Origin of the sequence: Streptomyces sp. MI02-7b (genome assembly GCF_033793585.1) — a bacterium.
Lineage (GTDB): Bacteria > Actinomycetota > Actinomycetes > Streptomycetales > Streptomycetaceae > Actinacidiphila.
Genome location: NZ_JARAWX010000016.1, coordinates 134546 through 160743, shown reverse-complemented (window position 1 = coordinate 160743; position 26198 = coordinate 134546). Strand labels below are relative to the sequence as shown.

General features: G+C 73.1%; 21 protein-coding genes. 10 read left to right on the top strand and 11 right to left on the bottom strand.

What is annotated here, in order from left to right; translation table 11 throughout:
- The first annotated feature begins 80 nt into the window (after window positions 1–80).
- The 3 genes from PV364_RS25625 (at window position 81) to PV364_RS25615 (ending at window position 4637) form a co-directional block, all read left to right on the top strand.
- A complete protein-coding gene (locus PV364_RS25625; protein ID WP_319662653.1) occupies window positions 81–1307 on the top strand; it encodes a sialidase family protein in 1227 nt (408 codons plus the stop codon).
- 116 nt (window positions 1308–1423) lie between these two features.
- A complete protein-coding gene (locus tag PV364_RS25620; RefSeq protein WP_319662651.1) occupies window positions 1424–2668 on the top strand; it encodes a pyroglutamyl peptidase in 1245 nt (414 codons plus the stop codon).
- 337 nt (window positions 2669–3005) lie between these two features.
- Window positions 3006–4637, top strand: a complete 1632-nt coding sequence (locus tag PV364_RS25615) for a histidinol-phosphate transaminase (protein ID WP_319662650.1) — start codon at window positions 3006–3008, stop codon at window positions 4635–4637.
- Between the two features lie 81 nt (window positions 4638–4718).
- On the opposite strand, the gene PV364_RS25610 is transcribed toward PV364_RS25615, so the two are convergent.
- The 8 genes from PV364_RS25610 to PV364_RS25575 form a co-directional block, all read right to left on the bottom strand.
- Entirely contained in the window at window positions 4719–5891 is a 1173-nt protein-coding gene (locus tag PV364_RS25610; RefSeq protein WP_319662704.1) for an aldose epimerase family protein, read from the bottom strand.
- A gap of 42 nt (window positions 5892–5933) precedes the next feature.
- The gene (gene mmsB / locus PV364_RS25605; RefSeq protein ID WP_319662649.1) at window positions 5934–7184 is read right to left on the bottom strand and encodes a multiple monosaccharide ABC transporter permease; all 1251 of its coding nucleotides are present in this window, start codon (window positions 7182–7184) and stop codon (window positions 5934–5936) included.
- Window position 7185: 1 nt separating this feature from the next.
- The gene (gene mmsA, locus PV364_RS25600) at window positions 7186–8736 is read right to left on the bottom strand and encodes a multiple monosaccharide ABC transporter ATP-binding protein (RefSeq protein ID WP_319662647.1); all 1551 of its coding nucleotides are present in this window, start codon (window positions 8734–8736) and stop codon (window positions 7186–7188) included.
- Window positions 8737–8801: 65 nt separating this feature from the next.
- On the bottom strand, window positions 8802–9923 hold the full coding sequence (gene chvE / locus PV364_RS25595; protein WP_319662646.1) for a multiple monosaccharide ABC transporter substrate-binding protein: 1122 nt from the start codon (window positions 9921–9923) through the stop codon (window positions 8802–8804).
- A gap of 6 nt (window positions 9924–9929) precedes the next feature.
- Window positions 9930–10976 (bottom strand): hypothetical protein, encoded by a 1047-nt coding sequence (locus PV364_RS25590; protein WP_319662645.1) that lies wholly within the window; start codon window positions 10974–10976, stop codon window positions 9930–9932.
- 142 nt (window positions 10977–11118) lie between these two features.
- The gene (locus PV364_RS25585) at window positions 11119–12147 is read right to left on the bottom strand and encodes a zinc-dependent alcohol dehydrogenase (RefSeq protein WP_319662644.1); all 1029 of its coding nucleotides are present in this window, start codon (window positions 12145–12147) and stop codon (window positions 11119–11121) included.
- On the bottom strand, window positions 12144–13304 hold the full coding sequence (locus PV364_RS25580; RefSeq protein WP_319662643.1) for a mandelate racemase/muconate lactonizing enzyme family protein: 1161 nt from the start codon (window positions 13302–13304) through the stop codon (window positions 12144–12146). The genes PV364_RS25585 and PV364_RS25580 overlap by 4 nt, the downstream gene beginning before the upstream one ends.
- A gap of 204 nt (window positions 13305–13508) precedes the next feature.
- Window positions 13509–14405 (bottom strand): SGNH/GDSL hydrolase family protein, encoded by an 897-nt coding sequence (locus tag PV364_RS25575; protein WP_319662642.1) that lies wholly within the window; start codon window positions 14403–14405, stop codon window positions 13509–13511.
- 236 nt (window positions 14406–14641) lie between these two features.
- Here PV364_RS25575 and PV364_RS25570 point away from each other — a divergent pair, with 236 nt between their 5' ends.
- The gene (locus PV364_RS25570; protein WP_319662641.1) at window positions 14642–15136 is read left to right on the top strand and encodes a DUF3145 domain-containing protein; all 495 of its coding nucleotides are present in this window, start codon (window positions 14642–14644) and stop codon (window positions 15134–15136) included.
- Here the strand turns inward: PV364_RS25570 and PV364_RS25565 are convergent.
- Window positions 15124–17262: an MMPL family transporter gene (locus tag PV364_RS25565; RefSeq protein WP_319662640.1), complete on the bottom strand. Its 2139-nt coding sequence runs from the start codon at window positions 17260–17262 to the stop codon at window positions 15124–15126. The genes PV364_RS25570 and PV364_RS25565 overlap by 13 nt on opposite strands.
- A 103-nt stretch (window positions 17263–17365) precedes the next feature.
- Here PV364_RS25565 and PV364_RS25560 point away from each other — a divergent pair, with 103 nt between their 5' ends.
- Complete coding sequence (locus PV364_RS25560; RefSeq protein ID WP_319662639.1) at window positions 17366–17899, top strand: MarR family winged helix-turn-helix transcriptional regulator; 534 nt, start codon at window positions 17366–17368, stop codon at window positions 17897–17899.
- Between the two features lie 79 nt (window positions 17900–17978).
- On the opposite strand, the gene PV364_RS25555 is transcribed toward PV364_RS25560, so the two are convergent.
- The gene (locus PV364_RS25555) at window positions 17979–19457 is read right to left on the bottom strand and encodes an SDR family oxidoreductase (RefSeq protein WP_319662638.1); all 1479 of its coding nucleotides are present in this window, start codon (window positions 19455–19457) and stop codon (window positions 17979–17981) included.
- A 5-nt stretch (window positions 19458–19462) separates the two neighbouring features.
- A complete protein-coding gene (locus PV364_RS25550) occupies window positions 19463–20191 on the bottom strand; it encodes an alpha/beta hydrolase (RefSeq protein WP_319662637.1) in 729 nt (242 codons plus the stop codon).
- A 195-nt stretch (window positions 20192–20386) separates the two neighbouring features.
- Here PV364_RS25550 and PV364_RS25545 point away from each other — a divergent pair, with 195 nt between their 5' ends.
- Genes PV364_RS25545 through PV364_RS25525 form a run of 5 tightly spaced genes read left to right on the top strand, consistent with a single transcriptional unit; the run spans window position 20387 to window position 25764 of the window.
- Entirely contained in the window at window positions 20387–21661 is a 1275-nt protein-coding gene (locus PV364_RS25545) for an NAD(P)/FAD-dependent oxidoreductase (RefSeq protein WP_319662635.1), read from the top strand.
- On the top strand, window positions 21652–22404 hold the full coding sequence (locus PV364_RS25540; RefSeq protein ID WP_319662633.1) for a DUF1365 domain-containing protein: 753 nt from the start codon (window positions 21652–21654) through the stop codon (window positions 22402–22404). The genes PV364_RS25545 and PV364_RS25540 overlap by 10 nt, the downstream gene beginning before the upstream one ends.
- Window positions 22401–23678 carry a cyclopropane-fatty-acyl-phospholipid synthase family protein gene (locus PV364_RS25535; RefSeq protein ID WP_319662632.1) on the top strand — a complete coding sequence of 426 codons (1278 nt, stop codon included), beginning with the start codon at window positions 22401–22403 and terminating at the stop codon, window positions 23676–23678. Before PV364_RS25540 ends, PV364_RS25535 begins: the two co-directional genes overlap by 4 nt.
- Window positions 23675–24961, top strand: coding sequence for a cyclopropane-fatty-acyl-phospholipid synthase family protein (locus PV364_RS25530; RefSeq protein ID WP_319662631.1), 1287 nt, complete (start codon window positions 23675–23677; stop codon window positions 24959–24961). Before PV364_RS25535 ends, PV364_RS25530 begins: the two co-directional genes overlap by 4 nt.
- Window positions 24955–25764: a DUF1295 domain-containing protein gene (locus PV364_RS25525; protein WP_319662630.1), complete on the top strand. Its 810-nt coding sequence runs from the start codon at window positions 24955–24957 to the stop codon at window positions 25762–25764. Before PV364_RS25530 ends, PV364_RS25525 begins: the two co-directional genes overlap by 7 nt.
- The last annotated feature ends 434 nt before the right edge of the window (window positions 25765–26198 follow it).

Genomic DNA, 26198 nt, shown 5'->3' with positions numbered 1-26198 from the left:
CGGCCCGGCGGGACCGGGGCAGTCACGTCCCTTTTGTTACTGTCCGGAGTGTTTGCGCCGGTCGGTACGGGGAGTGACGCGTGGTGCGGTGGGCTGGGCGTCTGGTGACGGCCGTGTGCGCGGCCCTGGCGGCGGCGTGCCAGCCCGCGCCGGCGACCCTGGCGGAGCCGGTGGGCTCCGGCGCCAGGTGCGCGCCGACCCGTGTCTTCGTCTCGGGCCAGAAGGGCTACAGCACCTTCCGCATCCCCGCGGTGGTCCAGGTGCCCGGGTCCGGTGCCGCGGGCCCCGTGCTCGTGGCCTTCGCGGAGGGCCGGCGGGAGTCCGGCGCTGACCACGGTGACGTCGACGTCGTCCAACGCCGCTCGAAGGACGGCGGCTGCACCTGGACGGCGCTGCGCAGGATCGCGGACGCCGGGCCGAACACCCTGGGCAACCCCGCACCGGTGGTGGAACCGTCGCGGCGGCTGGTGCTGCTGACCACCCGCAACGGCGGCGCGACCACCGAGGCCGACATCATGTCCGGCGACGCCGTCCCCGCCGACGGGCGGCGCGTCTTCGTGCGGACCAGCGACGACGCCGGGGTCACCTGGTCACGGCCGCGGGAGATCACCGCCCAGGTCAAGCGCCCCGGATGGCGCTGGTACGCCACCGGCCCCGGGCACGGCATCGTGCTGACCACCGGTCCGCACAAGGGCCGGCTCGTCGTCGGCGCCAACCACTCCGTCACCCCGTCGCCCGGCAGCGGGGACAACGGCGCGGAGCCGCGCTGGTACGCGGGCCACAGCCTGCTGAGCGACGACGGCGGCAAGACCTGGCGGATCGGCTACGTGGACACCGCCGGGGACGGCCGGATCAATGTCAACGAGACCGCTGTCGCCCAACTGCCCGACGGCCGGGTGTACTTCAACGCGCGTGATCAGAAGGGCACCGACCGCGGCAGCCGGGCCCACGCCTGGAGCGCCGACGGCGGGGCGACCCTGCTGGCCCCCTTCCGGACCGTTCCCGGGATCACCGCGCCCTCCGTCGAGGGCAGCCTGCTGCAGACGTACAACGGCCGCGGCTCGGGCCCGCTGCTGCTGGCGGCCCCGGGCGAGCCCCGGGACCGGGTGCGGATGACCGTGCGGGCGAGCCTCGACGACGGGGTGACCTGGTCGCGCGGGTACCGGGTGTCCGACGCCAAGGCTGCCTACTCCGATCTGGTGCAGATCGACAGCGAGCACGTCGGCCTGCTGTACGAGACCGGGACCGCCACCCCGTACGACACCATCACCTTCGTCCGGCTCGCGATCGCCTCGCTGCTGCGCTGACCCGGCGGGGCGCCGGGGCGGAGATGGGGGGCGTCTGGCGTTCCGCGGTGCCGGTCGGGAATGCTGGGGGTCGCTCCACCTGGTGTGCACCTGATTGGCTCGGAGGTTCCCGGACAGTGCGGCCCCCCACCCGGACCGGCGTGCCGGCCCTCGCGCCGCCCGTCGGCGCCCCCTCGGCGACCGCTCCCGCGACCGCCACCACCGTCCCGGATCCGACCGTGGAGGAGGCCCGGCTGGACCGGGCCGCGCCCCAGGAGATCCTGCGCCGCAGCGGCTTCGACGCCGCGGCTCCCCGCTTCGCGCGGGCGCTGGCGGCGGCGCGCTCCAGGGCGGCGGCGCAACGCGTCGTGCGCCACCACGGCCGCGCGCTGTGGCAGGACGCGGTCGGCAGGGCGCAGGGGCGCGGCCCGGCCGGCGGCGACCTCAGCCGCGACGACGACCGGCCGCTGTACTGGGCCCGGCTCACCCTCACCCGGAGCCTGCGCACGTGGCAGCCGTCCTTCCCGCTGGGGGAGGACGGGCGCGCCGCCCTGCTGGACCGGCTGGAACGGGCCTCCCGGGGGCAGGACACCGTCCGGCCGCCCGCGGCCGGGGGCGTCAGGCGCATCCTGCTGACCGGCTTCGACCCCTTCCGGCTCGACGTCGACGTCCGCCGCAGCAACCCCTCGGGCGCCGCCGCGCTCGCCTTGGACGGCGTCATGATCCGCACCGCCGGCGGCCCGGCCCGCGTGGAGGCCGTCGTCTTCCCGGTCCGCTGGGCCGACTTCACACGGGGCACCGTCGAACGCGCCCTGCGCCCGTGGTTCCGTCCGGGCCCGCACCGCGTCGACCTGTTCGCCACCGTCAGCCAGGGCCGCGTCGGCCGCTTCGACCTCGAACGCTTCAACGGCGCCTGGCGCGGCGGCCTCCCGGACAACGCCGGCGACCCGGTCACCGGTCCCGTTCCCGTCCGGTACGGGCACGAGGCGCCGCAGTGGACCACCACGGGACTGCCGTACCGGGCGATCGTCGCGGCCGGGACCGGTCCCTTCCCGGTGCACGACAACACCGCGGTGACGGAGATCCCGGCCGGGGCGACCGCGCCCGTCGTCAGCGACTCCGGTCCGACGCCCGGCTCCACGGCGCGCGCCGGCGGCGGCGGCGACTACCTCTCCAACGAGATCGCCTACCGTGCCACCCTGCTCCGCGACGTGCTCGCGCTGCCCGCGCCCGGCGGTCATGTCCACACCCCCGTACTGCAGTTCGGCCCCGGCAACACCGACCCCGGCACCGGCACCGTCTCCGACCCCGAGTTCGTGGCCAACCGCCTCGCCATCACCGCCCAGATCCGCGCGATCCTCACCGCGGCCGTCGGCGGCTGAGGCGAGGCCCCCGGGCGGCCGCCGTCAGGTCCGGCGGGCGGTGACCGGAGGTGTCACGGCATCGCGGCGGCCGGGGCGCGCGACGGCGGCGGGGCGCCCGCCGCCACCACCGTGCACCGGCCGCGGCCGGTGGGGGCCGCGGAGGGCTGAACGAAAGCCGGGACGCAGCCGTAAGGGACTGCGGAAGACCGCAAGACGGTCAACCCGTGCACCTCTTGTCTCCTCCATGTCCCGTACGCGGGTCGGTGAGGGAGGTGAGGGACAAGCGACCGGGCTGTACGGGCAAGGGGAAGCGGGCCGCCGCGGCGCGGCCCGCGTGATCGAGGGAGGTCCTGCCGTGACCGTCGCCGTCGGCGTCACCGGTAATGCCACCGAATTGTTCCGCGCCAACACCGCGCACAGTCCCTCGTACTTCGCCCTGCGCCGCGCCGGCGGCGTGTCCTCCCCGGAAGGCGCTGCGGACATCGTCGACTTCTGCATCCCGTGCAATCCGTACTTCCCGAGCCCGGCGATGTACGAGAAGCTGCAGCGCTCGATGCTGGACATCCTGACCTACTACCCGAGCAGCACCGACGTCATCACGAACGAGCTGTGCTCCCTGCTCGGCCTCAACCCGCAGACCGTGGCCATGGGCAACGGCTCCACCGAGCTGATCACCTGGATCGACCACCTCCTGGTCCGCGACAGCCTCGCCGTCCCCATACCGACCTTCGGCCGCTGGACCGATCAGCCGATGGAGACCGGCAAGCGCGTCGACATGTTCCTCCTCCCCGAGGCCGCAGGGTTCGCACTCGACCCGGCGGCCTTCGTCTCGTTCGTCCGGGCCCGGGGCTCGCGCACGGCCGTCATCTGCAACCCGAACAACCCCGACGGCGGGTTCCTCCCCAAGCACGCGGTCGTCGGCCTCATGGACGCCCTCGCCGACCTCGACCTGGTCGTCGTCGACGAGTCCTTCCTGGACTTCGCCGACGCCGAGGCGTGGCCCAGTGTGGCGGCGGAGGCCGTGCTGCGCCCGAACGTCATCGTCCTGCGCAGCCTCGGCAAGAACTTCGGCCTGCACGGCATCCGCTTCGGCTACATGGTCGCCAACCCGGCCCTCGCCGGGAAGGTGCGCCGGATGCTGCCCAAGTGGAACCTCAACTCCTTCGCCGAAGCGGTCGTCTTCATGCTCAAGGACCACCGCGAGGAGTACGCGCAGAGCCTGCACATGGTCTCCCGCGACCGCCAGGAGATGATCTGGCAACTGGCGGCGCTGCCCGGCCTGACCGTCTACCCCTCGCAGGCCAACTTCGTCTTCGTCAAGCTGCCCGACGGCGTCGACGGCGCCGTCGTCCGTGACCGGCTGCTCGCCGAGCACGGCGTCCTGGTCCGCGAGTGCGGCAACAAGCTCGGCAGCAGCAGCCGCTTCATGCGCCTGGTCGTGCGGCCGCAAGAAGACGTCCAGCGCCTCCTGACCGGGCTGAGCACGGTGCTGTACGGCAGCACCTGGTACGCGGCCGCGCCCGAGCCGGCCCCGGTGCCGGAACCGGCGCCGGCACCGCAGGTCCAGCAGCTCCCGCAGATCCAGCCCGCGCCGCAGCCTGTGCCCGCCCCCGTGCCGGTCCCGCAGCAGCTCCAGCTCCCGCAGGCCCAGCCTCCGCAGCCGGTGTACGAGCAGCCGGCCCCGCTCCCGCCGGCGCCGCCGGTGTACGAGCAGCAGCCGATGGGCCCGCAGCCGGTGTACGAGCCCCAGCGGATGGCTCCGCCGCCGGTCTACGAGCCGCAGCGGATGGGCCCGCAGCCGGTGTACGAGCCGCAGCCGGTGGCCGCCCAGATGCAGATGCCCCTGCAGCAGCAACAGCAGCAGCAACCGCCGCAGCCCCCGGCCCCCGACCTCTACCCTGCGCTGACCGCCGAGGTGCCGCCCGCCTTCGCGTCCGCCAAGCCGGGCTCGCCCAGACCCGCGCTGTACTGGCAGGACGCGTCCTGACCAGGACGGCCCGGACCGGCCCCGGACACGGAACGACGGCGGCCGGGGCACGGGCCCCGGCCGCCGTCGCGGACGCCTGGATCAGTGGACGCCGAAGGAGTGCACCGTGGTGGTGCGGTACGTCTGCCCGGGACGCAGGACCGTCGAGGGGAAGGACGGGTGGTTGGGCGAGTCGGGGAAGTGCTGTGTCTCCAGGCAGAAGCCGTCGCCCTGACGGTAGACGTGCCCGGAGGAACCCGCGAAGGCCCCGGTGAGGAAGTTGCCGGTGTAGAACTGCACGCCCGGCTCGGTGGTGGCGATGCGCAGTGTGCGTCCGGAGACTGGTTCGGTGACCGTGACCGCGTGTTCGGGTCGGGCCGTACGGCCCTTGTCGAGCACGAAGTTGTGGTCGAAGCCCTGCCCGTACAGCACCTGCTGGTGGGCCGTGCGGATGTCGCGGCCGATCGGCTTCCTGGTCCGGAAGTCGAACGGGGTGCCCGCGACGGGTGCCAGTTCTCCGGTGGGGATCAGCGTGGAGTCCACCGGGGTGAAGCGGCGTGCCGCGATGGCGACCTCGTGGTCGTAGACGCCGCCGTTGCCCTCGCCGCGCAGGTTGAAGTACGTGTGGTTGGTGAGGTTGACCACCGTCGCCTTGTCGGTCGTGGCGCTGTAGTCGATGCGCCACTCGCCGTCCGGGGTCAGTGTGTAGACGACCCTGACCTTGAGCGTCCCGGGGTAGCCCATTTCGCCGTCCGCGCTGGTGTAGCGCAGCACGAGTCCCGCGTCGCCGCCCGCGGTGAAGCTCTCGACCGCCCAGACCCGCTTGTCGAACCCCTTGTCGCCGCCGTGCAGGCTGTTGGGCCCGTCGTTGACCGGGAGCTGGTACGTCGTGCCGTCGAGCGTGAAGCGGCCCCGGGCGATCCGGTTTCCGTACCGCCCGATCAGTGCGCCGAAGTACGGGCTGCTGGCCACATAGGCGTCGATGTTGTCGAAGCCGAGGGAGACATTGGCCCGGCGCCCGTGGCGGTCGGGCAGTTCCAGGGTCTGCACGATCCCGCCGTACGACAGCACGCGCAGAGTGATCCCGCCGTTGCGTACGGTCCAGATGTCGACCTTGGTCCCGTCCTCCAGGGTCCCGAAGTGTTCCCTTGTCACCTTTGTCCTACCCGCGGGCCCCTTCTTGACAGGGGCGGCCGACCCGGTTGTGCCGGCCGCTTGGGCGTTGGTCCCGCTGATCACGGGAGCGACCGCCCCAAGCGCCGCGCCCGCGATCAATGTACGTCTGTTCACTTGCGGCTCCTTCGTTAGGTGCCTGCTTTACGAACCGACCTTGCGTTTGTTCCAGACGTCGAAGCCGACCGCGGCCAGGAGTACCAGACCCTTGATGACCTGCTGGTAGTCCGTACCGATGCCGACGAGCGACATCCCGTTGTTGAGGACGCCGAGCACCAGGCCGCCGATGATGGCGCCCAGCACGGTGCCGACGCCGCCGGTCGCCGAGGCACCGCCGATGAAGGCGGCCGCGATGGCCTCGAGCTCGAAGTTGATGCCGGCCTGGGGGACGCCCGCGTTGAGCCGGGCGGCGTAGACGAGGCCGGCGAGGGCGGCGAGCACGCCCATGTTCACGAAGACCAGGAAGACGACCCGCTTGTCCTTGACGCCGGAGAGCTTGGCCGCGGCCTGGTTGCCGCCGAGGGCGTAGACGTGCCGGCCGACGACCGCGTTGCGCATCACGAAGCCGAAGACGATCAGCAGACCCGCCAGGATCAGCAGCACGATGGGCACGCCGTGGTAGCTGGCCAGCGTCATGGTGAAGGCGACCACGCAGGCGACGATGGCGAGCAGCTTGAGCAGGAAGAACCTGCGCGGCAGCACGTCGAGGTCGTAGGCGACCTGCTGGCGGCGGTCACGGATCTCCTGCCCCACGGCGATGGCGATGACCAGGAGGCCGATCAGCAGGGTGAGGTTGTGGTAGTTCGTGTGCGGGCCGACCTCGGGCAGGAAGCCGTTGCCGATCTTCTGGAAGCCGGTCGGGAAGGGCGAGACGGACTGGCCCTCCAGCAGGATCTGGGTGCCGCCGCGGAAGAGCAGCATGCCGGCCAGGGTGACGATGAAGGACGGGATGCCGACGTACGCGATGAAGTAGCCCTGCCAGGCGCCGGCGACGGCGCCGATGAGCAGGGACGCCACCAGGGCCAGCGGCCAGGAGACATGGTGGTGGATGATCATCACGGCCGCGGCGGCGCTGACGAAGGCCGCCAGTGACCCGACGGACAGGTCGATGTGGCCGGCGATGATCACCACCATCATGCCGATGGCCAGGATGAGGATGTAGCTGTTCTGGCCGATCAGGTTGGTGACGTTCTGCGGCTTGAGCAGGATGCCGCCGGACCATATCTGGAACAGCGCGGCGATCAGCACCAGCGCGATGATCATGCCGTACTGGCGCATGTTGCGCCGTGCGGCCTGCAGGAGGTAGCCGGCGGTCCCCGCCGGTCCACCCCCCGCCGCGGCCGCGCCTCCGGCGGGCGGCGGAGGAGTCTTGTCGGTCTTCACCGGGCTGCCCATCTCAGTTCCCTCGGTCCATGGTCATGTGGCGCATCAGCACTTCCTGGGTCGCACTCTCGCGCGGGATCTCCCCGGTCAGCCGGCCCGCCGACATCGTGTAGATGCGGTCGCACATACCGAGCAGTTCCGGCAGTTCGGAGGAGATGAAGACGACGGCCTTGCCCTGGGCCGCCAGGTCGTTGATGACCGTGTAGATCTCGTACTTGGCCCCGACGTCGATGCCGCGCGTGGGCTCGTCGAGGATGAGGATCTCCGGTCCCGCGAAGATCCACTTGCTGAGGACGACCTTCTGCTGGTTGCCGCCGCTCAGCTTGCCCGTGGTCTCGAAGACGGTGGGCGCCTTGATGTTCATCGTCGAGCGGAAGGACTCGGCGACCCGGGCCTCCTCGTGCTGGTTGACGATGCCGCGCCGGGCGACCTTGGACAGCGCGCTCAGCGAGATGTTGCGGCTGATGTCGTCGATCAGGTTGAGCCCGTAGTGCTTGCGGTCCTCGGTGACGTAGGCGATGCCGTGGGCGACCGCCTCGGGGACGGTACGGGTGCGGATCTCCTCGCCGCGCAGGTAGACCCGCCCGGAGATGCCGCGGCCGTAGGAGCGGCCGAAGACGCTCATGGCCAGTTCGGTGCGGCCGGCGCCCATCAGTCCGGCGATGCCGACGATCTCACCGGAGCGGACGTTCAGCGAGACCCCGTCGACGACCTTGCGCTGCTGGTCGATCGGGTGGTGGACGGTCCAGTCCTCGACCGCGAAGGCCACTTCGCCGATGTCGGGCTCGCGCTCGGGAAAGCGGTGGTCGAGGTCCCGGCCGACCATGCCGCGGATGATCCGCTCCTCGGTCACGGCCGGGGTGCCGTCCTCGGCCGTGCCCTTCATGTCCAGCGTCTCGATGGTCCGGCCGTCCCGCAGGATCGTGATGGAGTCGGCGACCCTCGCGATCTCGTTGAGCTTGTGCGAGATGATGATGCAGGAGATGCCGTGCTCCTTGAACTCCAGGATCAGGTCCAGGAGTTTGCGGCTGTCCTCGTCGTTCAGGGCGGCGGTCGGCTCGTCCAGGATGAGGAGCTTGACCTCCTTGGACAGCGCCTTGGCGATCTCGACGAGCTGCTGCTTGCCGACGCCGATGTCGGCGACCCGGGTGTTGGGCGGGTCGGCGAGCCCGACCCGCTTGAGCAGCCGGCCGGCGTGCCGCAGCGTCTCGTTCCAGCTGATGACGCCGCGGGTGGAGTGCTCGTTGCCGAGGAAGATGTTCTCGGCGATCGACAGGTAGGGCACCAGGGCCAGCTCCTGGTGGATGATCACGATGCCGCGCTGCTCGCTGGCGCGGATGTCGCGGAAGGCGCAGGGCTCTCCCTGGAAGAGGATCTCCCCTTCGTAACTGCCGTGCGGATAGACCCCGCTGAGCACCTTCATCAGGGTCGACTTGCCCGCACCGTTCTCACCGCAGATGGCGTGGACCTCGCCCTCGGCCACTGTCAGGGTGACATCGGAGAGCGCCTTGACCCCTGGGAAGGTCTTGGTGATGGAGCGCATTTCGAGGACGGGTCCGGCCATTCCTGCTTTCCGTTCTCCTCGGTTGGAGTGGGGTGGCGATCGTTCGTCGTGGTCCGGCTCCGCGACTACTGGAGCTCGGACTCCTTGATGTAGCCGGAGTCGACGACGACCTCCTTGTAGTTGGACTTGTCGACGCTGACCGGCGGCAGCAGGAAGGTCGGGACGACCTTGGTGCCGTTGTCGTAGGTCTTGGTGTCGTTGACCTCGGGCTTGCCGCCGGTGAGGACCGCGTCACCCATCTGGACGGCGACCTTGGCCAGTTCGCGGGTGTCCTTGTAGACGGTCTGGGCCTGCTCGCCCGCGATGATCGACTTGATCGAGGCGACCTCGGCGTCCTGGCCGGTGACGATCGGCAGCGGCTTCTTGCCGGTGCCGTAGCTCACGCTCTTGAGCGCCGAGATGACGCCGCGGGAGATGCCGTCGTAGGGGGACAGGACCGCGTCCACGTTGGCGGAGGTGTACGACTTGCTCAGCAGGTCGTCCATCCGGGCCTGGGCGGTGGCGCCGTCCCAGCGCAGCGTGGTGACCTGGGTGAGCCCGGTCTGGCCGCTCTTGACCACCAGCTGCTTCTTGTCGATGTACGGCTGGAGCACGTCCATCGCGCCGTTGAAGAAGTACTTGGTGTTGTTGTCGTCGGGCGAGCCGGCGAACAGCTCGATGTTGAAGGGGCCCTTCTTGCTGCCGTCCTTCAGACCGAGCTTCTCGACGATGTAGCCGGCCTGGAGCTGGCCCACCTTGAAGTTGTCGAAGGTGGCGTAGTAGTCGACGTTCTGCGAGCCGAGGATCAGGCGGTCGTACGAGATGACCTTGATGCCCGCGTCGTGCGCCTGCTGCAGCACGTCGCTGAGGGCCGAGCCGTCGATGGCGGCGATCACGAGGAGCTTGTCGCCCTTGGTGATCATGTTCTGGATCTGGGCGACCTGGTTCTCCACCTTGTCGTCGCCGTACTGCAGATCGGTCTTGTAGCCCTTGGCCTGGAACTGCTTGACCATGTTGTCGCCGTCGGCGATCCAGCGCTCGGAGGACTTGGTGGGCATGGCGATACCGATGGTGCTGCCCTTCCCGCCGTCCTTGTCGCCGCCGCCGCTGTTGTCGCTCTGCCCGCAGGCGGTCGCGGTGGCCCCGAGGGCGAGGGTGGCTATCAGCGCGGCTGTGGTGCGCAGGTGGGCGGCTCTGGCGATGCGCATGGCTGATCAGATCCTTTCGGGGGCCAGGCGGAGGTCGGTCGCCTGGTCCTGGTCGGTCGTGATGTCCTGGGGAAAGCGGTGGAGCGGCCCGGGCAGCCGCGCGCCCAGCGGGGAGAGCCCGCCGTCCGCGCCGAGCCGGGAGAGCAGGTCGAGCACGAGGCGTCCGCGGCGGACCCGTTCGCGGGCGGTCGCCAGGGCGACGTCCCGCAACTGCCGTCCGTACGGGTAGATGCCGGGGGCCTTGCTCAGGCCGAACTTGAGGTAGATCGGGGCGCCGCGGCGGATCAGCTCGGCCGCGTCGTAGAGCCGGACGAAGCCGCCGAGGTCGTCGGGGGCCTCGATGTAGAAGTCCATCGGGGCCCGGCTGGTCCGGCGGATCTCGGTGATCTGCTGGAGGGTCAGGTCGGAGGGGATGTTGACGGAGTCGGCGCCGAGCCGCTCCCACACCGCGTAGGCGGCCGGGTTGACCGGGCCGACCAGCGCGGAGACCTTGAAGGTGGTGTCGGCGGGCAGCAGGCCCTGCTCGCGGAGCCGGTGCAGCAGCCACAGCACGCCCTCGTCGGCGACGAGCAGGCAGCGCACGCCCAGCGCGGCCGCCCGCAGGGCGTCCTCGACGCAGCCGGCCACCTGGTCGTGGCCGCGGGCGCGCAGCCCCCCGCCGCGGGAGTCGGTGCGGGTGGCGGCGCCGATGTCCCAGGTGCCGCGGGGACCGGTGAACAGGCAGAGCTCGACGTCGCGTTCGCCGCAGGCGGCCACCATCTCGGTGATCTCCGCGTCGGTCAGCATCCAGATGCCGCTGCCCTGGCTGATCCGGTGCACCGGCACGTCCAGCCGTTCGGCCTCCTCGAGCACGGTGGCCAGCGCTTCCGGGCCCTCCACGGACGGGATCTCGGTGCGCCAGGTGCCGCCGTCGGGGAAGCAGTGCGGGGAGGCGTCGGCCGGGTTGTCCGCCGGGGCACCGTGACCGAGCAGGGCGAGGGCGTGCTGCCCTGGGTGACGGGGACCGGGCGGGGTGCCGGTCCTGTCGGGACTCGTGGTGGAAGCGTCGGTCACGGTGCTCCTTCGTCGGTGCCGGTGGTGCCGTTCCGGATCTGCGAGGGTGTGTTCGGGATGTCGGACGACGTTCGGGTCATTGGGTACGGGTCGGTGCGGAGGGGGACATCGGCGCCCAGAGCCGTACGGGGGCCGGGCCGGGTCATGGGCGCAGCAGCACTTTGCCCACCTTCGGGTCCCGGTTCGCCAGCAGGCCGAGCGCCTCCGCGTAGTCCTCCAGGGGCAGCTCGTGCGTGATCAGGGGGGCCGGGGTGAGCACCCCCGCGCCGAACGCGCGCACCGTGTGCGCCCACGCGGCCGGCGGCGCGCCGAACACCGTGTGCACGGTCAGCTGGCGCACCACCAGGTCGGTCGGGTCCAGTCCCTGTGCGGCGCCCGGTTCCGGGATGCCGGTCAGGGCCAGCCGGCCGCCGCGGCGCAGCAGTCCCGCACCGGTCCGGGCGGCGGAGGCGGAACCGGCCGCCTCCACGACGAGGTCGAAGTCGGCGGCGGCCGCGTCCGGCAGTTCGCCGGCGGTGCGGAACATCGTGGCGCCGAAGGAGGCGGCCAGTTCCTCCCGGTCGCGCCGGGCGCCCACCACGAGCAGTTCCGCGGGGGACACCGCGGCCAGGAACTGCACCGCCAGCATCCCGAGCGTGCCGGTGCCCACGACGGCCACCCGCTCGCCCGGCGCGGCCGGGGCCTTCAGCAGCGCGGCCGCCACGCACGCCGCCGGCTCCAGGAGCGCGGCGGAGCGCAGGTCGGCGGCGTCGTCCAGGACGTGCAGCAGCCGGGCGGGCAGGGTGAGCGTGTCGGCCATCGCGCCGGGTTGCGTGAAGCCGGTCTCCTCGTACGGGGCGCCGCACAGCGTGGTCTCCCCGGCGTGACAGCGGTCGCAGACCTGACAGTTGCGGAAGCCCTCGCCGACGACCTTGCGGCCGGTCAGGTCCGCGCTCACGCCCGCGCCGACCGCCTCCACCGTGCCGGACCACTCGTGGCCGGGGGTGACGGGGTAGCGGACGTACCCTGCCGGGCGGGTGCCCGCGTGGACCTCGCGGTCGCTGCCGCAGATCCCGGCCGCGTGCACGCGCACCAGCGCCTCGCCCGGGCCGGGCGCGACCGGTTCCGCGGGCACGATCCGGTGCCGGCCGGGCCCGTCGAGGACGACGGCGCGGGGGGAGGGGCCGGTCACTTGGTGCCCCCGGGCTGCCGGCGCTCCCAGCCCTCGGCCCACAGGTCGAAGCGCGCCTGCTGCTGGGGGAACTCGGCGGCGGCGTCCACATCGAGCTCGACACCGAGGCCGGGGGCGTCCGACAGGGTGAAGTACCCGTCGGGCCCCACCACGGGGGCGCCCTTGACGACCTTCTTGATCTCGGAGTCCGCGAAGTCGTTGAAGTGCTCGAGGATCTTGAAGTTGGGGGTGCAGCCCGCCAGTTGCAGACTCGCCGCGGTGAGCACCGAGCCGCCGACGTTGTGCGGGGCGACCAGCACGTAGTGCGTCTCGGCGGTGGCCGCGAGCTTGCGGACCTCGTTGATGCCGCCGATGTGACCGAGGTCGGGCTGGATGACGTCGGCGGCCTGGAGCTCGAACAGCTCGCGGAACTCGTAGCGGTCGTGGATGCGTTCGCCGGTCGCGATCGGCAGGTCGGTGTGCGCGGCGACCTTCGCCAGGGCCTTGAGGTTCTCCGGCGGCACCGGCTCCTCGATCCAGCTCGGCTTGAACGGCTCCAGCTCCTTCGCGATCCGGATCGCGGTCGCCGGGCTGAAGCGCCCGTGCATCTCGACCAGCAACTCGGCCTCGGGCCCGATCGCGTCGCGGACGGCCTCGATGAGGGAGAGGGAGTACGTGGTGGCCGCGTGGTCCAGCTCGAAGTGGCCGGTGCCGAAGGGGTCGATCTTCAGCGCGCGGTAGCCGCGCTCCACGACCGCGCGGGCGGCCTTGTGGTAGGCCTCGGGGGTGCGCTCGGTGGTGTACCAGCCGTTGGCGTACGCCTTGACCTTCTCGTTCACCTTGCCGCCGAGCAGCTGCCACACCGGCACGCCGAGGGCCTTGCCCTTGATGTCCCAGCAGGCCATCTCGACGACCGCGATCCCCGACATGACGATCTCGCCGGCCCGGCCGTAGTCGCCGTACTTCATCCGCCGGACGAGATCCTCCACCGCGAACGGATCGGAGCCGGTGATGTGGTTTGCGGACGCCTCGTGAAGGTAGCCGAGCAATGCGTCGGTGTGACCCAGCATGCGCGTCTCACCGACGCCCGTAAGGCCCTCGTCGGTGTGGACGAGCACGTAGGTGAGGTTGCGCCAGGGAGTGCCGACGACATGCGTGCTGATGCCGGTGATGCGCACGGAAGTTGCCCCTTAAGGACGGTCGTTCGAGATTTCGTCACCCGTTCGAAATGTTGAAGGGACCGTAGTTACGGGCTCCGGGCGGTGTCAATGGCAAAGTTGCCCGGATGCGGGCGTTGTTGCCGAAGTGAGGCCGGACCGCGCGCCGGAGACCGGCCGCGCCGTCGTATACGAACAGGCCCGCGCGGCCTCCCGGGCGGGCGCTCAGGAGCCGAAGGCCGCGCCGTAGACGATCCCCGCGAGCCGCGACTGCCCCCGGGCGCTGGGGTGGAACCAGTCCCACGGGCTCAACTCCGCCGAGGTGAAGCGGTAGTCGAAGACCGCACCGCCGTCCGAGCGGCAGCGCTTCCAGCGCGCGCACTCCTGTGCCAGCACGCTGTTGTACGCGATCACCCGCTCCCGTACGGCCTGCCGCCGCGCGTTCGCCGCGGCGTCCGTCGACTCGGGGTTCGCCAGCATGGACGGGCAGAGGCCGAGCTTCCAGATCTGCCGGCCCAGGGCGTTGTGCCGCCCGACGTCCCACAGCCGCAGCAGGTCGGGCACGCTCGCGACGAAGACCTGCGTCCGGGGCAGCCCCTGGTGCAGGGTGCGCAGCGCGGTGGCGAACTCCCGGCGGAAGGTGTCCACCGGGGTCATCCGGGCGGCGCTGGGCGCGCACGCGTCGTTGGCGCCCATGAGGATCACCACCTGCTGCGGCCGCAGCGCCACGGCCCGCTCCGCCTGCGCCGGCAGATCGGCCATCCGGGCGCCGCTGGCCGCCAGGTTCCAGCTCGCGGCGGCGGGACGGGCGAGCAGCCGGGTGGCGACGCTGGTCACCGATGCCCCGCTGCCGGTCGCCCAGGACAGGTCCGGGCAGTCCGTCAACACGCCGCACGCGTCGAAACCCCGGGTGATGGAATCCCCGAGGGCGGCCAGTGAGGCCGGCCGGGTGTTCCACGCCAGGGCGGCCGAGGCGCTCGGACGGGGGCTCGCGGCACCGCTCCCGGCGGCCGCCGGGGCCTCGGTGCCGGTCACGGAACAGGCCGCCACCAGCGCCGTCGTGAGCAGACCGGTCAGAGCGGCGGTGGCACCGCGCACAGCGCGCCGGAGCGGCTCCCGCATCGCTGCTCCCTCCGACGAGTGGGTGACTTCTCGGTGATCCCGACAGTACGTCACTCCTCGGGTGACGCCGCGCGGTAGCTTTTTCCTTGACACCTGATGGGAAAGAGGTGACCAGAAGTCAGATCTTGTCTCATTCGTTATGATTAGTGCAGAATGTCCACTGCTGTCCCGGATGGCTCGGTTATGGGCATGAGGCCGCTGGGGAAGGCGTACCTCGTCCCACACTGGAGGTCCCGGTGACGACACGTGGAGTTCTGTACGTGCACTCCGCGCCGCGCGCGCTGTGCCCACACGTCGAGTGGGCCGTCGCGGGCGTGCTCGGCGTGCGCGTGAACCTCGACTGGATCCGCCAGCCCGCCTCTCCGGGCACCTGGCGGGCCGAGTTCTCCTGGCAGGGAGACCCCGGCACCGCCTCCAAGCTGGCGTCCGCGCTGCGCGGCTGGCACCTGCTGCGCTTCGAGGTGACGGCGGAGCCGTGCCCGTCCGCCGAGGGGGAGCGCTACAGCAGCACCCCCGAGCTCGGCATCTTCCATGCCGTCACCGGCATCCACGGCGACATCCTCATTCCCGAGGACCGGCTGCGCGCCGCGCTCGCCCGGGCCCGCAAGGGCGAGGCGGACCTCGAGACCGAGGTCGCCAAGCTGCTCGGCAAGCCCTGGGACGACGAGCTGGAGCCCTTCCGGTACGCGGGCGAGGGCGCCCCCGTCCGGTGGCTGCATCAGGTCGTCTGACGTTCCCTCGGCTCCGCGGCGCCCGCCGCGGGGTCCGGCGGCGTGCCGTCGCCGTCCTCGCACCGCGCCGCGGCCCCCGGCCACCACACCCGCGCGCCGATGTCCCGCACCAGCGCGGGCACCAGCAGCGAGCGCACCAGCGTGGTGTCCAGCAGCACGCCGAACGCCACCATGAAGGCGATCTGCACCAGGAAGGCCAGCGGGATCACGCCCAGCGCCGCGAACGTCGCCGCCAGCACCACGCCCGCCGAGGTGATCACGCCCCCGGTGGCGGTCAGGCCGCGCAGGACGCCCTGCCGGGTCCCGTGCCGCAGCGTCTCCTCGCGGACCCGGGTCATCAGGAAGATGTTGTAGTCCACGCCGAGCGCGACCAGGAAGACGAAGCCGTACAGCGGGACCGAGGCGTCCGTCGCCGAGAAGCCGAACACGTGCGGGAAGACCAGCGCCGACACACCCAAGGTGGCGGCGAAGTTCAGCGCCACCGTGGCGACCAGCAGCACAGGCAGCAGCAGGCTGCGCAGCAGGGCCACCAGGATCAGCAGGATGATCGCGAGGACGACGGGGACCACCAGCGTGCGGTCGCGCTCGGCGGTGCGCTGGGTGTCCAGCTGCTGCGCCGTGTACCCGCCGACCACCGCGTCCGCGCCGGGCACGGCGTGCACGGCGCGCCGCAGCCGTTCCACGGTGGCCTTGGCGGCGTCGCTGTCGGCGGCGTCCCGCAGCGTCACCTCCAGCTGCGCCCGGCCGCCGGCGACCAGCGGCGCGCCCTGGCCGGGGCGGCCGGAGGCCGTGACGGGAGCGGCGGAGGAAACTCCGGCGGTCCTTTCGGCCGTCCGGGTCACCTCGGTGAGCCGGTCCGCGGCGGCGACCACCACGGCGGGGTTGCCGGAGCCGCCGGGGAAGTGCTCGCCCAGGACGCGCTGAGCGGTCACCGAGGGGGCCTGGTGGACGAAGATCTCGTCCAGCGGCACGCCCCGGGCGGTCAGGGCGGGGGAGAAGGCCGCGCAGGCGACCAGCACCGCCAGGCTCGCCGCCCAGACCCGGCGCGGCGCCCGGTCCACGAGCGCGGCCACCCGCTGCCACACGCCCCGGCCCCCTTCGCGCGCCGGACGGGGCCGGGCGGGCCAGTACGCGGCCCGGCCGAGCAGCAGCAGGACGGCGGGCAGGAAGGTGAGGCTGCTCGCCACGGCGCAGACGACGCCGACGGCGCCGACCGGGCCCAGCGCCCGGTTGTTCGTCAGGTCGCTGGCCAGCAGGGCCAGCAGCGCGAGCGCCACGGTGGCCGCGCTCGCCACGATCGCCCCCGCCGAGCGGCGCAGCGCCGCCCGCGTGGCGGCGAACCGGTCGCCGCGAGCGGCGAGTTCCTCCCGGAAGCGGGCCGACAGCAGCAGGGCGTAGTCCGTGGCGGCGCCGATGACGAGGATCGACAGGATGCCCTGCACCTGGCCGTCGACCCGGACCGCGCCGTGCTCGGCGAGCACGTACACCACGCCGCAGGCGAGGCCGAGGGAGAGGACCGAGCCGGCGATGACGACCAGCGGCAGCAGCACCGCGCGGTAGACCAGCAGCAGGATCACCAGCACCACCCCGAGGGCGACGAGCAGCAGCAGTCCGTCGATGCCCGCGAAGGCGTCGCCCAGGTCCGCCTGGGAGGCGGCCGGTCCCGCGACGTGGGCGGTGGTGCCGGGCACGCGTCCGGCCGCGGCGGAGATCCGGTCGACGGTGTCCTGCACCTGCCGCCCGAGGTCCGGGCGGAGCTGCAGCACGCCCTCCAGTGCGCGGCCGTCCCCGGAGCGCAGCGCTGGGGACGGCCGGCCGGTCACTCCGTCGGTCCCGGCGAGGGAGGCCAGTGCCGCGGTGGCGGCGTCCTGCTGGGCGTCGGTGACCGGTCCGCGGTCCGCGGTCCAGACGACGATCGCCGGCACGGTCTCGCCCCGGCGGAACGCCTGCCGTTCGGCGAGCGCCTTCGTGGACTCGGCGCTGCGGGGGAGGAAGGCCGCCTGGTCGTTGGTGGAGACCTCGCCCAGCTTGCCCGCGTAGGGGCCGAGGGTGCCGCCGATCCCCAGCCAGGCGACCAGCAGCACCACGGGGAGCAGCCATCGGACGGTGCGCGGCACGGATGTCATCGCTTCTCCCGTGGGGGTGGGTGCGGGTGTCTCCCTCTGCTGTCCACAGGATATATCTCACTCATCGATTATCTTAACCGTCGAGATTATTTACGATGGAGGGGTGCCCGAACACGTACAGGACGACCGCCCCGATGCCGAGCAGCCCGAGTCCCCCACCGGGCTGCACGCCTTCGCCGTGCAACTGCGCCGGATGAACAGCGAGTTCAACCGCATCGCGCAGGACTTCGCGCAGAGCCGGCGGCTGCACCACACCGATGTGCAGGCCCTGGTGGCGATCCTGGACGGCGACGGGCACGGCGGCGCCATGACCCCGGGACTGCTGGGCGAACGGCTCAATCTGACCTCCGGGGCGGTCACCGCCTGCCTGGACCGGCTGGAACGGGCCGGCCACATCCGCCGCACCCGCGACGCGGCCGACCGGCGCGTCGTCCACCTGCACTACGCGCCCAAGGCGAAGGCGGTGGCCCGCGCGTTCTTCCAGCCGCTCGCCCGGGGCACCGACGCGGCCCGCGCCCGGTTCACCGAAGAGGAACTCGCCGTCGTCATAAGCTTTTTGACGGCGATGAACGACGAACTGACCCTCCTGCGCGGCGAACCCGCCCCCGACGCGCCGCCGCCCCGGGGCCGCCCCTGAGCCGCCGCGGGCGCCGCGTAACCAGGGCGTGCGCCAGCGGCCCGTCCCACCCGGGCCGGGGACCCGACCACGCGGCACACTAGGCCTCGGCCTGCCGCGCCGCCGCGGCGATGTTACGCGCCATGCCGCCGAACACCACGGCGTGGAACGGCGACACGCTCCACCAGTACGCGTGCCCCGCCAGGCCCCGCGGGTGGAACAGCGCCCGCTGCCGGTAGACGGTGCGCCCCCGGTCGTCCCGCCCGGCCGACAGCTCCAGCCAGGCCAGCCCCGGCAGCCGCATCTCCGCCCGCAGCCGCAGCAGCTTCCCGGGTTCGATCGCCTCGACCCGCCAGAAGTCCAGCGAGTCGCCGGTCCGCAGCCGTGTCGCGTCCCGGCGCCCCCGGCGCAGCCCGACTCCGCCCACGAAGCGGTCGAGCCAGCCGCGCACCGCCCACGCCGGCGGGAAGGAGTACCAGCCGTTGTCGCCGCCGATGCCCTCGATCACCCGCCACAGGGCCTCCGGCGAGGCGTCCACCACCCGTGCCCGCCGGTCGGTGTACAGGCTGCCGCCTGCCCAGTCCGGATCGGTGGGCAGCGGGTCGCTGGGCGCGCCGGGGACCGAGGCCGACGACCAGCGGGTGACCACGTTGGCGTCCCGGATCCGCTGCAGGGCCAGCTCCAGCGCCCGCTCGACGCCGATCATGCCCTGCGGCGGGTCGGGCACCCACGCGGCGATGTCGTGGTCGTGGCAGACCACCTCGTGCCGCAGCGACTCCGTCAGCGGACGCGCGATGCCCGCGGGCACGGGGGTCACCAGCCCCACCCAGTGGCTGGACAGGCGGGGGGTGAGCACCGGCACCGGCACGATCAGCCGCGGCGGCAGCCCCGCCACCTCGGCGTACTTCAGCATCATCGCGCGGTAGGTGAGCACATCCGGCCCCCCGACGTCGAAGGCGCGGTTCACCTCGGGCGGCAGCGCCGCGCAGCCGACGAGGTAGCGCAGCACGTCCCGTACGGCGATCGGCTGGATGCGGGTGTTGACCCAGCGCGGGGTGACCATCACCGGCAGCCGCTCGGTCAGATAGCGCAGCATCTCGAACGAGGCCGAGCCCGAGCCGATGATGACCGCCGCCCGCAGGACGGCCGTCGGCACCCCCGAGGACAGCAGGACCCGGCCCACCTCGGCACGCGAGCGCAGGTGCGGCGACAGCTCCCGCTCGGGCACCCCGGCCGGGGTGAGCCCGCCCAGGTACACGATCCGCCGCACGCCGGCCGCCTTCGCCGCGCTGCCGAAGATCTCGGCGGCCCGGCGGTCGGTCTCCTCGAAGCCCCGGCCGCTGCCGAGCGCGTGGACGAGGTAGTACGCGACGTCCACGCCCTCCATCGCCGCGAGCACCGACTCCTCGTCGGTCACGTCGCCCCGCACCACCTCGGCGCGGGCCGCCCAGGGGTGGTCGCGCAGCTTCCCCGGGGTGCGGACCAGGCAGCGCACCGCGTGGCCGGCGTCGAGCAGTTCGGGCACCAGGCGGCCGCCGATGTAGCCGCTGGCGCCGGTCACCAGACAGGTGAGGGTCATGCCGGTCACTCCTTTCCGGCGCCCGTGGCCGCCAGGGCGCTCGCCACGTCCGGCGGCAGCGGGGCCAGCCGCAGCAGCCCCGCCACCACGCGGGCGGTGGTCGCGTGCCAGGTGCCGGCGTCCCGCAGCATCGCGTGGTCGCCGCCCGGCACCGTCAGATGGCAGGCCAGGGCGCCCGCCGCGCGCGCCCGGTCGGCCAGGACCAGCGACGCGGCAGGATCGGTGACCCGGTCCCGGTCTCCGTGCAGCAGTACCAGGCGGCGCCCGGCCAGCTGTTCCACCGGCTCGCCCGCCGAGCACCACGGGGCCAGCCCCACGACCCCGCCCACCAGCGGATGCCCGGCCACCCGCAGCGCCGCACGGCCGCCCATGGAGTGGCCGACCAGCACGACGGGCACCGTCCCGGCGCGCCCCCGCAGGGCCTCCAGCGCCCGCCAGGCGTCGCGCGCGGCGTCCTGCCGGTCGCCGTTCCAGCCGCGGTGCCGGTAGCGGACCCCGGCGAGCGCGATGCGATGCCCGGCCGTGGCCCGGCCGATGGCGCGGACGAACGGCCGCATCCGGGCCCCGGGGAGGTTCCACCGCGTGGGCGGCTCCAGGCCCTCGGCGCGACCGCCGTGCAGCAGCAGGACGGCGGCCGCCGGGCGGTCCGGGAGGGCGTACGGGACCAGCGCCGTGTGCGGCGCCGCACCGCCGTCGGCGCCTCCGGCACCCTCGGCGCTGTCACCGTACGTCATCGGATCGCCTCTCCTCGTACTCACCGTCATTATCCGCCGCTCCCTCCGCCGCCGCCCGTCCTGCTCCTGCCCGTTTCCGCCGTTCCTGCCCGGGATTCGGAGCCGCGCCCCCCACCGGATTGCCCGGCCGGCCAATCCGCGGGCCGCGGGCCTACGAATCATCCGCAGGGAGAGACGGGGCACGAAGGGAGCGGAATGAACGGCACAAGGCGCCGGATCGCTGTCGTGGGAAGCGGGGTGGCCGGACTGACCGCCGCGTACGCACTGCAACGGAGCTGCGACGTATCGCTGTTCGAGGCGGACGACCGGCTGGGCGGGCACGCGCACACCCACGACATAGCCTCGGCCGACGGACGGGTGGCGGCGGTCGACAGCGGCTTCATCGTGCACAACGAGCGCACCTATCCCACTCTGCTGCGGATCTTCGCCGAACTCGGGGTCGCCACACAGGAGTCCGAGATGAGCATGTCCGTGCGGTGCGAGGGCTGCGGCCTGGAGTACGCCGGGGCCCGCGGGCCCGCCGGGCTGTTCGCGCAGCCGCGCAACGGGCTGCGCCCCGCGTACCTGCGCATGCTGGCCGAAGTGCCGCGCTTCCACCGCAGGGCCCGGCGGCTGCTGGCCGGGGACGGCGGCGACGACACCACCACACTGGGCGAGTTCCTGCGCGCGGGCGGCTTCTCGGCCTACTTCGTCGCGCACTTCGCGACCCCGCTGGTGGCATGCGTCTGGTCGTGCTCGCCGCGCACGGCGGCCGCCTACCCGGCCGCGTACCTCTTCCGGTTCCTGGACCACCACGGCATGCTGTCGGTGTCCGGCTCGCCCACCTGGAAGACCGTCACCGGCGGCTCGCGGGTCTACGTCGAGCGGATCGCCAAGCGGCTCACGGCCATCCGCACCGCCACCCCCGTGCGCGCCCTGCGGCGGCACGCCGACGGCGCCGAGATCGTCACCGACGACGGCGAGAGCGAGGACTACGACGCGGTGGTCGTGGCCACCCACCCCGACCAGGCGCTGCGCCTGCTCGCCGACGCCACCGCGGCGGAGCGCGCCGTGCTCGGCGCGATCCCGTACTCCCGCAACCCCACGCTGCTGCACACCGACACCTCGCTGCTGCCGCACAGCACCGGGGCCCGCGGCTCGTGGAACTACCTGATGCCCTCCTGCGCCCCCTCGCCCGGCGGAGTACGGGTCACCTACGACATGAACCGCCTGCAGCGGCTGGACAGCCCCGAGCGCTTCCTGGTCACCCTCGGCGGTGAGGAACTCGTCGACCCCGGCCGGGTGCTGGCCCGCATGGTCTACGAACACCCCGTCTACACCCCGGAGTCGGTCGCCGCGCAGCGCCTGCTGCCCACCCTGGACACCCCCGTCACCGCCTTCGCCGGGGCCTACCACGGCTGGGGCTTCCACGAGGACGGCTGCCGCTCCGGCGCCGAGGCCGCCCGCACGCTGGGGGCGCGATGGCAGTGACCGCCGCCGCCCCGCCGGACGTGCCCGCCCTGTACGAGTGCGTGATCACCCACGTCCGCACCCGCCCGGTGCGGCACGCCTTCACCCACCGCACCTACATGTGGCTGATCGACCCCGACCGGCCGCCCCGGCTCCCCGTGCCGCTGCGCCCCTTCGCCCGCTTCGACGCCCGGGACCACTTCGGCGGCCGGCAGCCCACCGTACGGGCCGCCCTGGAGACCTGGCTCGCCGCGCGCGGGGTGGACCTGCGGGGCGGCCCGGTACGCATGCTCACCCACGCCCGGGTCCTCGGCCATGTCTTCAACCCGCTGACGCTCTACTGGTGCCGCACCCCGGACGGCGCCCTGGCCTGCGTCGTCGCCGAGGTCCACAACACCTACGGTGAGCGGCACGCCTATCTGCTGCGCACCGACGAGGCCGGTGCGGCGAGCGTCGCCAAGGACTTCCACGTCTCGCCGTTCTTCCCTGTCGACGGCGCCTACCGCATGCGGCTGCCGGAGCCGGACGCCGCGCTCCGTCTCACCGTCCACCTGGAGCGCGAGGAGACCCGGCCGTTCACCGCCACGGTGCGCGGCGAACGGCGGCCCGGCACCGCCCCGTTCCTGCTCCGCTCCGCGCTGCGCCATCCCTGGTCCACCGCCGCCGTGTCGGCCGGCATCCGCCGGCACGGCATCCGACTGCTGCTGCGCGGACTGCCCGTGCTGCGGCGCCCTGTTCACCGGTCTCAGGAGGGCTTCGAGTGACCACGTCCGTACCCGTCCCCGCACCCGCTCCCGTCTCCGAGGTGGGCGTGGACCCGCGCCGCTGGCCGGACGTCGCCGCACCACCGCCCCGCTCACGCGTACGCGCCGCCGTCGCCGGCGCCGTCGTGCGCCGTGCCCTGTCCCGGCTGCCGCTGCGCTGCCGCCTCGGGCCCGGCGGCCCGGTGATCGGCACCGGCGGCCCCGCGGTCGAGGTCGCCGACCCCGACGCCTTCTTCCGCCGCCTGGGCGCCGGCGGACTGATCGGCTTCGGCGAGTCCTACATGGCCGGCGAGTGGGACGCGCCCGACCTCGTCGCGGTGCTGACCGTGCTGGCCGGCCACGTCACCGAACTCGTCCCGCGGCCGCTGCAGAAGCTGCGCTCCCTGTGGGCGCGGCGGCAGCCCGGCGAGCGCCGCAACACCCTCGACGGCGCCCGGGACAACATCCACGCGCACTACGACCTGTCCAACGAGCTGTTCGCCCTCTTCCTGGACGAGACCCTCACTTACTCCTCGGCGGTCTTCCGCGCCCTGCCCGCCACGTACGACCTGCTCGCCGACGCCCAGCGCCGCAAGATCGACCGCCTGCTGGACCTCGCGGGGGTCGGCGAGGGCACCCGGCTGCTGGAGATCGGCACCGGCTGGGGCGAACTCGCCGTGCGCGCCGCCCGGCGCGGCGCCGACGTCGTCAGCGTCACCCTCTCCGAGGAGCAGCGCCGGCTGGCCACCGAGCGCATCGAGGCGGCCGGGCAGTCCGCCCGGGCGACGGTGCTGCTGCGCGACTACCGTCAGGTGACCGGCCGTTACGACGCGATCGTCAGCGTCGAGATGATCGAGGCCGTCGGCGCCGACTACTGGCCCGTCTACTTCGGCGCCCTCGACCGGCTGCTCGCCCCCGGCGGCCGGATCGCGCTCCAGGCCATCACCATGGCCGACGACCGCATGCTGGCCACCCGCGACACCTACACCTGGATACAGAAGTACATCTTCCCCGGCGGCCTGATCCCCTCCGCGGAGGCGATCGGGCGCACCGTCGCGGAGCACACGGCGCTGCGCGTCGAGGACAGCACCGGCTTCGCCGCGCACTACGCCGAGACGCTGCGGCTGTGGCGCGAACGCTTCACCGCGCGGGCCGCCGAGGTGGCCGCCCTCGGCTTCGACCAGACCTTCCGCCGCATGTGGACGCTCTACCTCGGCTACTCCGAGGCCGGCTTCCGCTCCGGCTACCTCGACGTACGGCAACTGCTGCTCACCCGAGGGGAGACCGCCCGGTGAAGAGCGCCGCGGACACCCTCGTGCCCCTGCTGGAGCAGTTCACCGGCGGCCCCCTGCCGGTGCGGCTGCGGGCCTGGGACGGGAGCACCGCCGGGCCGCGCGACGCGCCGATGGTGGTGCTGCGCTCCCGGCGGGCACTGCGCCGGCTGCTCTGGGAGCCCGGCGAACTCGGCTTGGCCGAGGCCTACATCACCGGCGACCTCGACGTGCGCGGCGACCTCACCGAAGGCCTGCGCGCGATGTGGCGCGCGGCGCGCGAGGGCGGCGCCACCCCGCCCCGGCTGACCGCTGGCGACCGCCTGCGGGCGACCGGCGCCGCGCTGCGGCTCGGCGCGGTCGGGCCGCGGCCGCCCGCCCCGCGCGGCCGGGCCCGGCTCAACGGCACCCCGCACAGCCGGGGCCGCGACCGCGCCGCCATCAGCCACCACTACGACCTGTCCAACGAGTTCTACGCCCTGCTCCTCGACCCGTCCATGGCGTACTCCTGCGCCTACTGGACCCGCGCGGACGATCCTGATTACGGCCTCGCCGACGCCCAGCGCGACAAGCTGGAACTCGTCTGCCGCAAGCTGGGACTGCGTCCAGGCATGCGGCTGCTCGACATCGGCTGCGGCTGGGGCGCGCTGTCCCTGTACGCCGCCGAGACGCACCGCGCCCAAGTGCACGCGGTCACCCTGTCCGCCGCACAACGCGACGCCGTCCGGGCCCGCGTCCGCGAGCGCGGCCTGGAGGAGTACGTCCAGGTCGAACTCCGGGACTACCGGGACCTGGAGGGCAGCGGCGGCTACGAGGCGGTGACCGCGATCGAGATGGGCGAGCACGTCGGCGACGCGCAGTACCCCGCCTTCGCCGGCACCCTGCACCGTGTGCTGCGCCCGCACGGCCGGGCCCTGGTGCAGCAGATGTCCCGGGGCCGGGTCGCGCCCGGCGGCGGCGCATTCATCGAGACGTACATCGCCCCCGACATGCACATGCGCCCCCTCGGCCGTACCGTCGCCCTGCTGGAGGGCGCCGGGCTGGAGGTGCGCGCCGTGGAGTCGCTGCGCGGGCACTACGTGCGCACCATACGGGCATGGCTGGCCACGCTGGAGGCGCGCTGGTCCGAATTCGTCTCGCTGGCGGGGGAGGAGACCGCCCGCGTGTGGCGGCTGTACCTGGCCGGCGGCGCGCTGGCCTTCGCCGAACGGCGCATGGGCGTCGACCAGATCCTCGCCGTGCGGCCCACCGGGGAGGGCGGCACGGGGATGCCGGACACCCAGGACGGCTGGTACGGGCGATGGTGACCCTCGCGGCGGCGGGTGCCGCGCTCGCGGTGATGCTGGTGGCGTTCGTCGTCGGCCGGGTCCGCGGCATGCACCGCTACGTCGACGTCGCGTGGGGCGCCGGCTTCGCGGCCGTCGGGGTCGTCGCCTACGTGATGTCGGCCGGGCACGGGGACCCGGCCCGGCGCGCCCTGGTGCTCGGGATGGTGGCGGTGTGGGGGCTGCGGCTGGCCGCCCACATCGCCTGGCGCGGCCGGGGTCACGGCGAGGACCCGCGCTACGAGGCCCTGCTGGACAAGGCGCCGGGCAACCGCACCCGGTACGCGCTGCGTATGGTCTACCTGCTGCAGGCCGCCCTGGTCTGGCTGGTCTCCCTGCCGGTCCAGGCGGCCTCCTGGATCCCCGGCCCGCTCGGCCCCGCCGCCGCGGTGGGCGTTGCGCTGTGGGCCGTCGGCCTGCTCTTCGAGGCGGTCGGCGACCACCAACTGGCGCGCTTCAAGGCCGATCCCGCGAACCGGGGACGGATCATGGACCGCGGGCTGTGGAGCTGGACGCGGCACCCCAACTACTTCGGCGACTTCTGCGTCTGGTGGGGCCTGTACGCGCTGACCTGCGACGCCTGGCAGGCCGCGGCCGCCACCGTGGTCTCCCCGCTGGTGATGAGCCTGCTGCTGATCCGCGGCAGCGGGAAGGCCCTGCTGGAGCGGCGCATGACCGGCCGCCCGGGCTGGGCGGGCTATGTCTCCCGTACCTCGGGTTTCTTCCCCCGGCCGCCGCGGAAGCGGGCGGCGCCTTCGTCGAGGTCGACGACCGGCGGGGGGTAGTCCAGTTCGCGGCGGTGTTCCTCGGGGAGCCGGTGCCGGACGTACTCCCCGTCGGGGTCGAAACGGCGGGCCTGTGTCAGCGGGTTGAGGACGCGGCCCTGCTGGAGCGGCGCGTGGCCGGCCGTCCCGGCTGGGCGGGCTGTGCCTCGCGTGCCGTCGGGCCTCTTCCCCGGGCGGCCGGGGAAGCGTGCGGCGGCGCCTGTTCCGCTTCGGGGCCGGGGCCGGGGCCGCTGTGTCCGGTCCCGGTCCGCGATCGGTGGCGGGCGGCCGGGCGCGCGGCTCGGCGGCGGTGGGCCGCGCGCGGACCGGTGCCAGAAGGCGCAGCCGCCCGGGTTGGGCGGGCTATGTCTCCCGTACCTCGGGTTTCTTCCCCCGGCCGCCGCGGAAGCGGGCGGCGCCTTCGTCGAGGTCGACGACCGGCGGGGGGTAGTCCC

What these genes read in the sequence shown, in the direction of transcription:
- mmsB (WP_319662649.1), bottom strand. Translation starts at nt 7,184, where the DNA reads ATGGGCAGCCCGGTGAAGACCGACAAGACTCCTCCGCCGCCCGCCGGA.
- mmsA (WP_319662647.1), bottom strand. Translation starts at nt 8,736, where the DNA reads ATGGCCGGACCCGTCCTCGAAATGCGCTCCATCACCAAGACCTTCCCA.
- chvE (WP_319662646.1), bottom strand. Translation starts at nt 9,923, where the DNA reads ATGCGCATCGCCAGAGCCGCCCACCTGCGCACCACAGCCGCGCTGATA.
- PV364_RS25575 (WP_319662642.1), bottom strand. Translation starts at nt 14,405, where the DNA reads ATGCGGGAGCCGCTCCGGCGCGCTGTGCGCGGTGCCACCGCCGCTCTG.
- PV364_RS25565 (WP_319662640.1), bottom strand. Translation starts at nt 17,262, where the DNA reads ATGACATCCGTGCCGCGCACCGTCCGATGGCTGCTCCCCGTGGTGCTG.
- PV364_RS25555 (WP_319662638.1), bottom strand. Translation starts at nt 19,457, where the DNA reads ATGACCCTCACCTGTCTGGTGACCGGCGCCAGCGGCTACATCGGCGGC.
- PV364_RS25550 (WP_319662637.1), bottom strand. Translation starts at nt 20,191, where the DNA reads ATGACGTACGGTGACAGCGCCGAGGGTGCCGGAGGCGCCGACGGCGGT.
- PV364_RS25545 (WP_319662635.1), top strand. Translation starts at nt 20,387, where the DNA reads ATGAACGGCACAAGGCGCCGGATCGCTGTCGTGGGAAGCGGGGTGGCC.
- PV364_RS25540 (WP_319662633.1), top strand. Translation starts at nt 21,652, where the DNA reads ATGGCAGTGACCGCCGCCGCCCCGCCGGACGTGCCCGCCCTGTACGAG.
- PV364_RS25525 (WP_319662630.1), top strand. Translation starts at nt 24,955, where the DNA reads ATGGTGACCCTCGCGGCGGCGGGTGCCGCGCTCGCGGTGATGCTGGTG.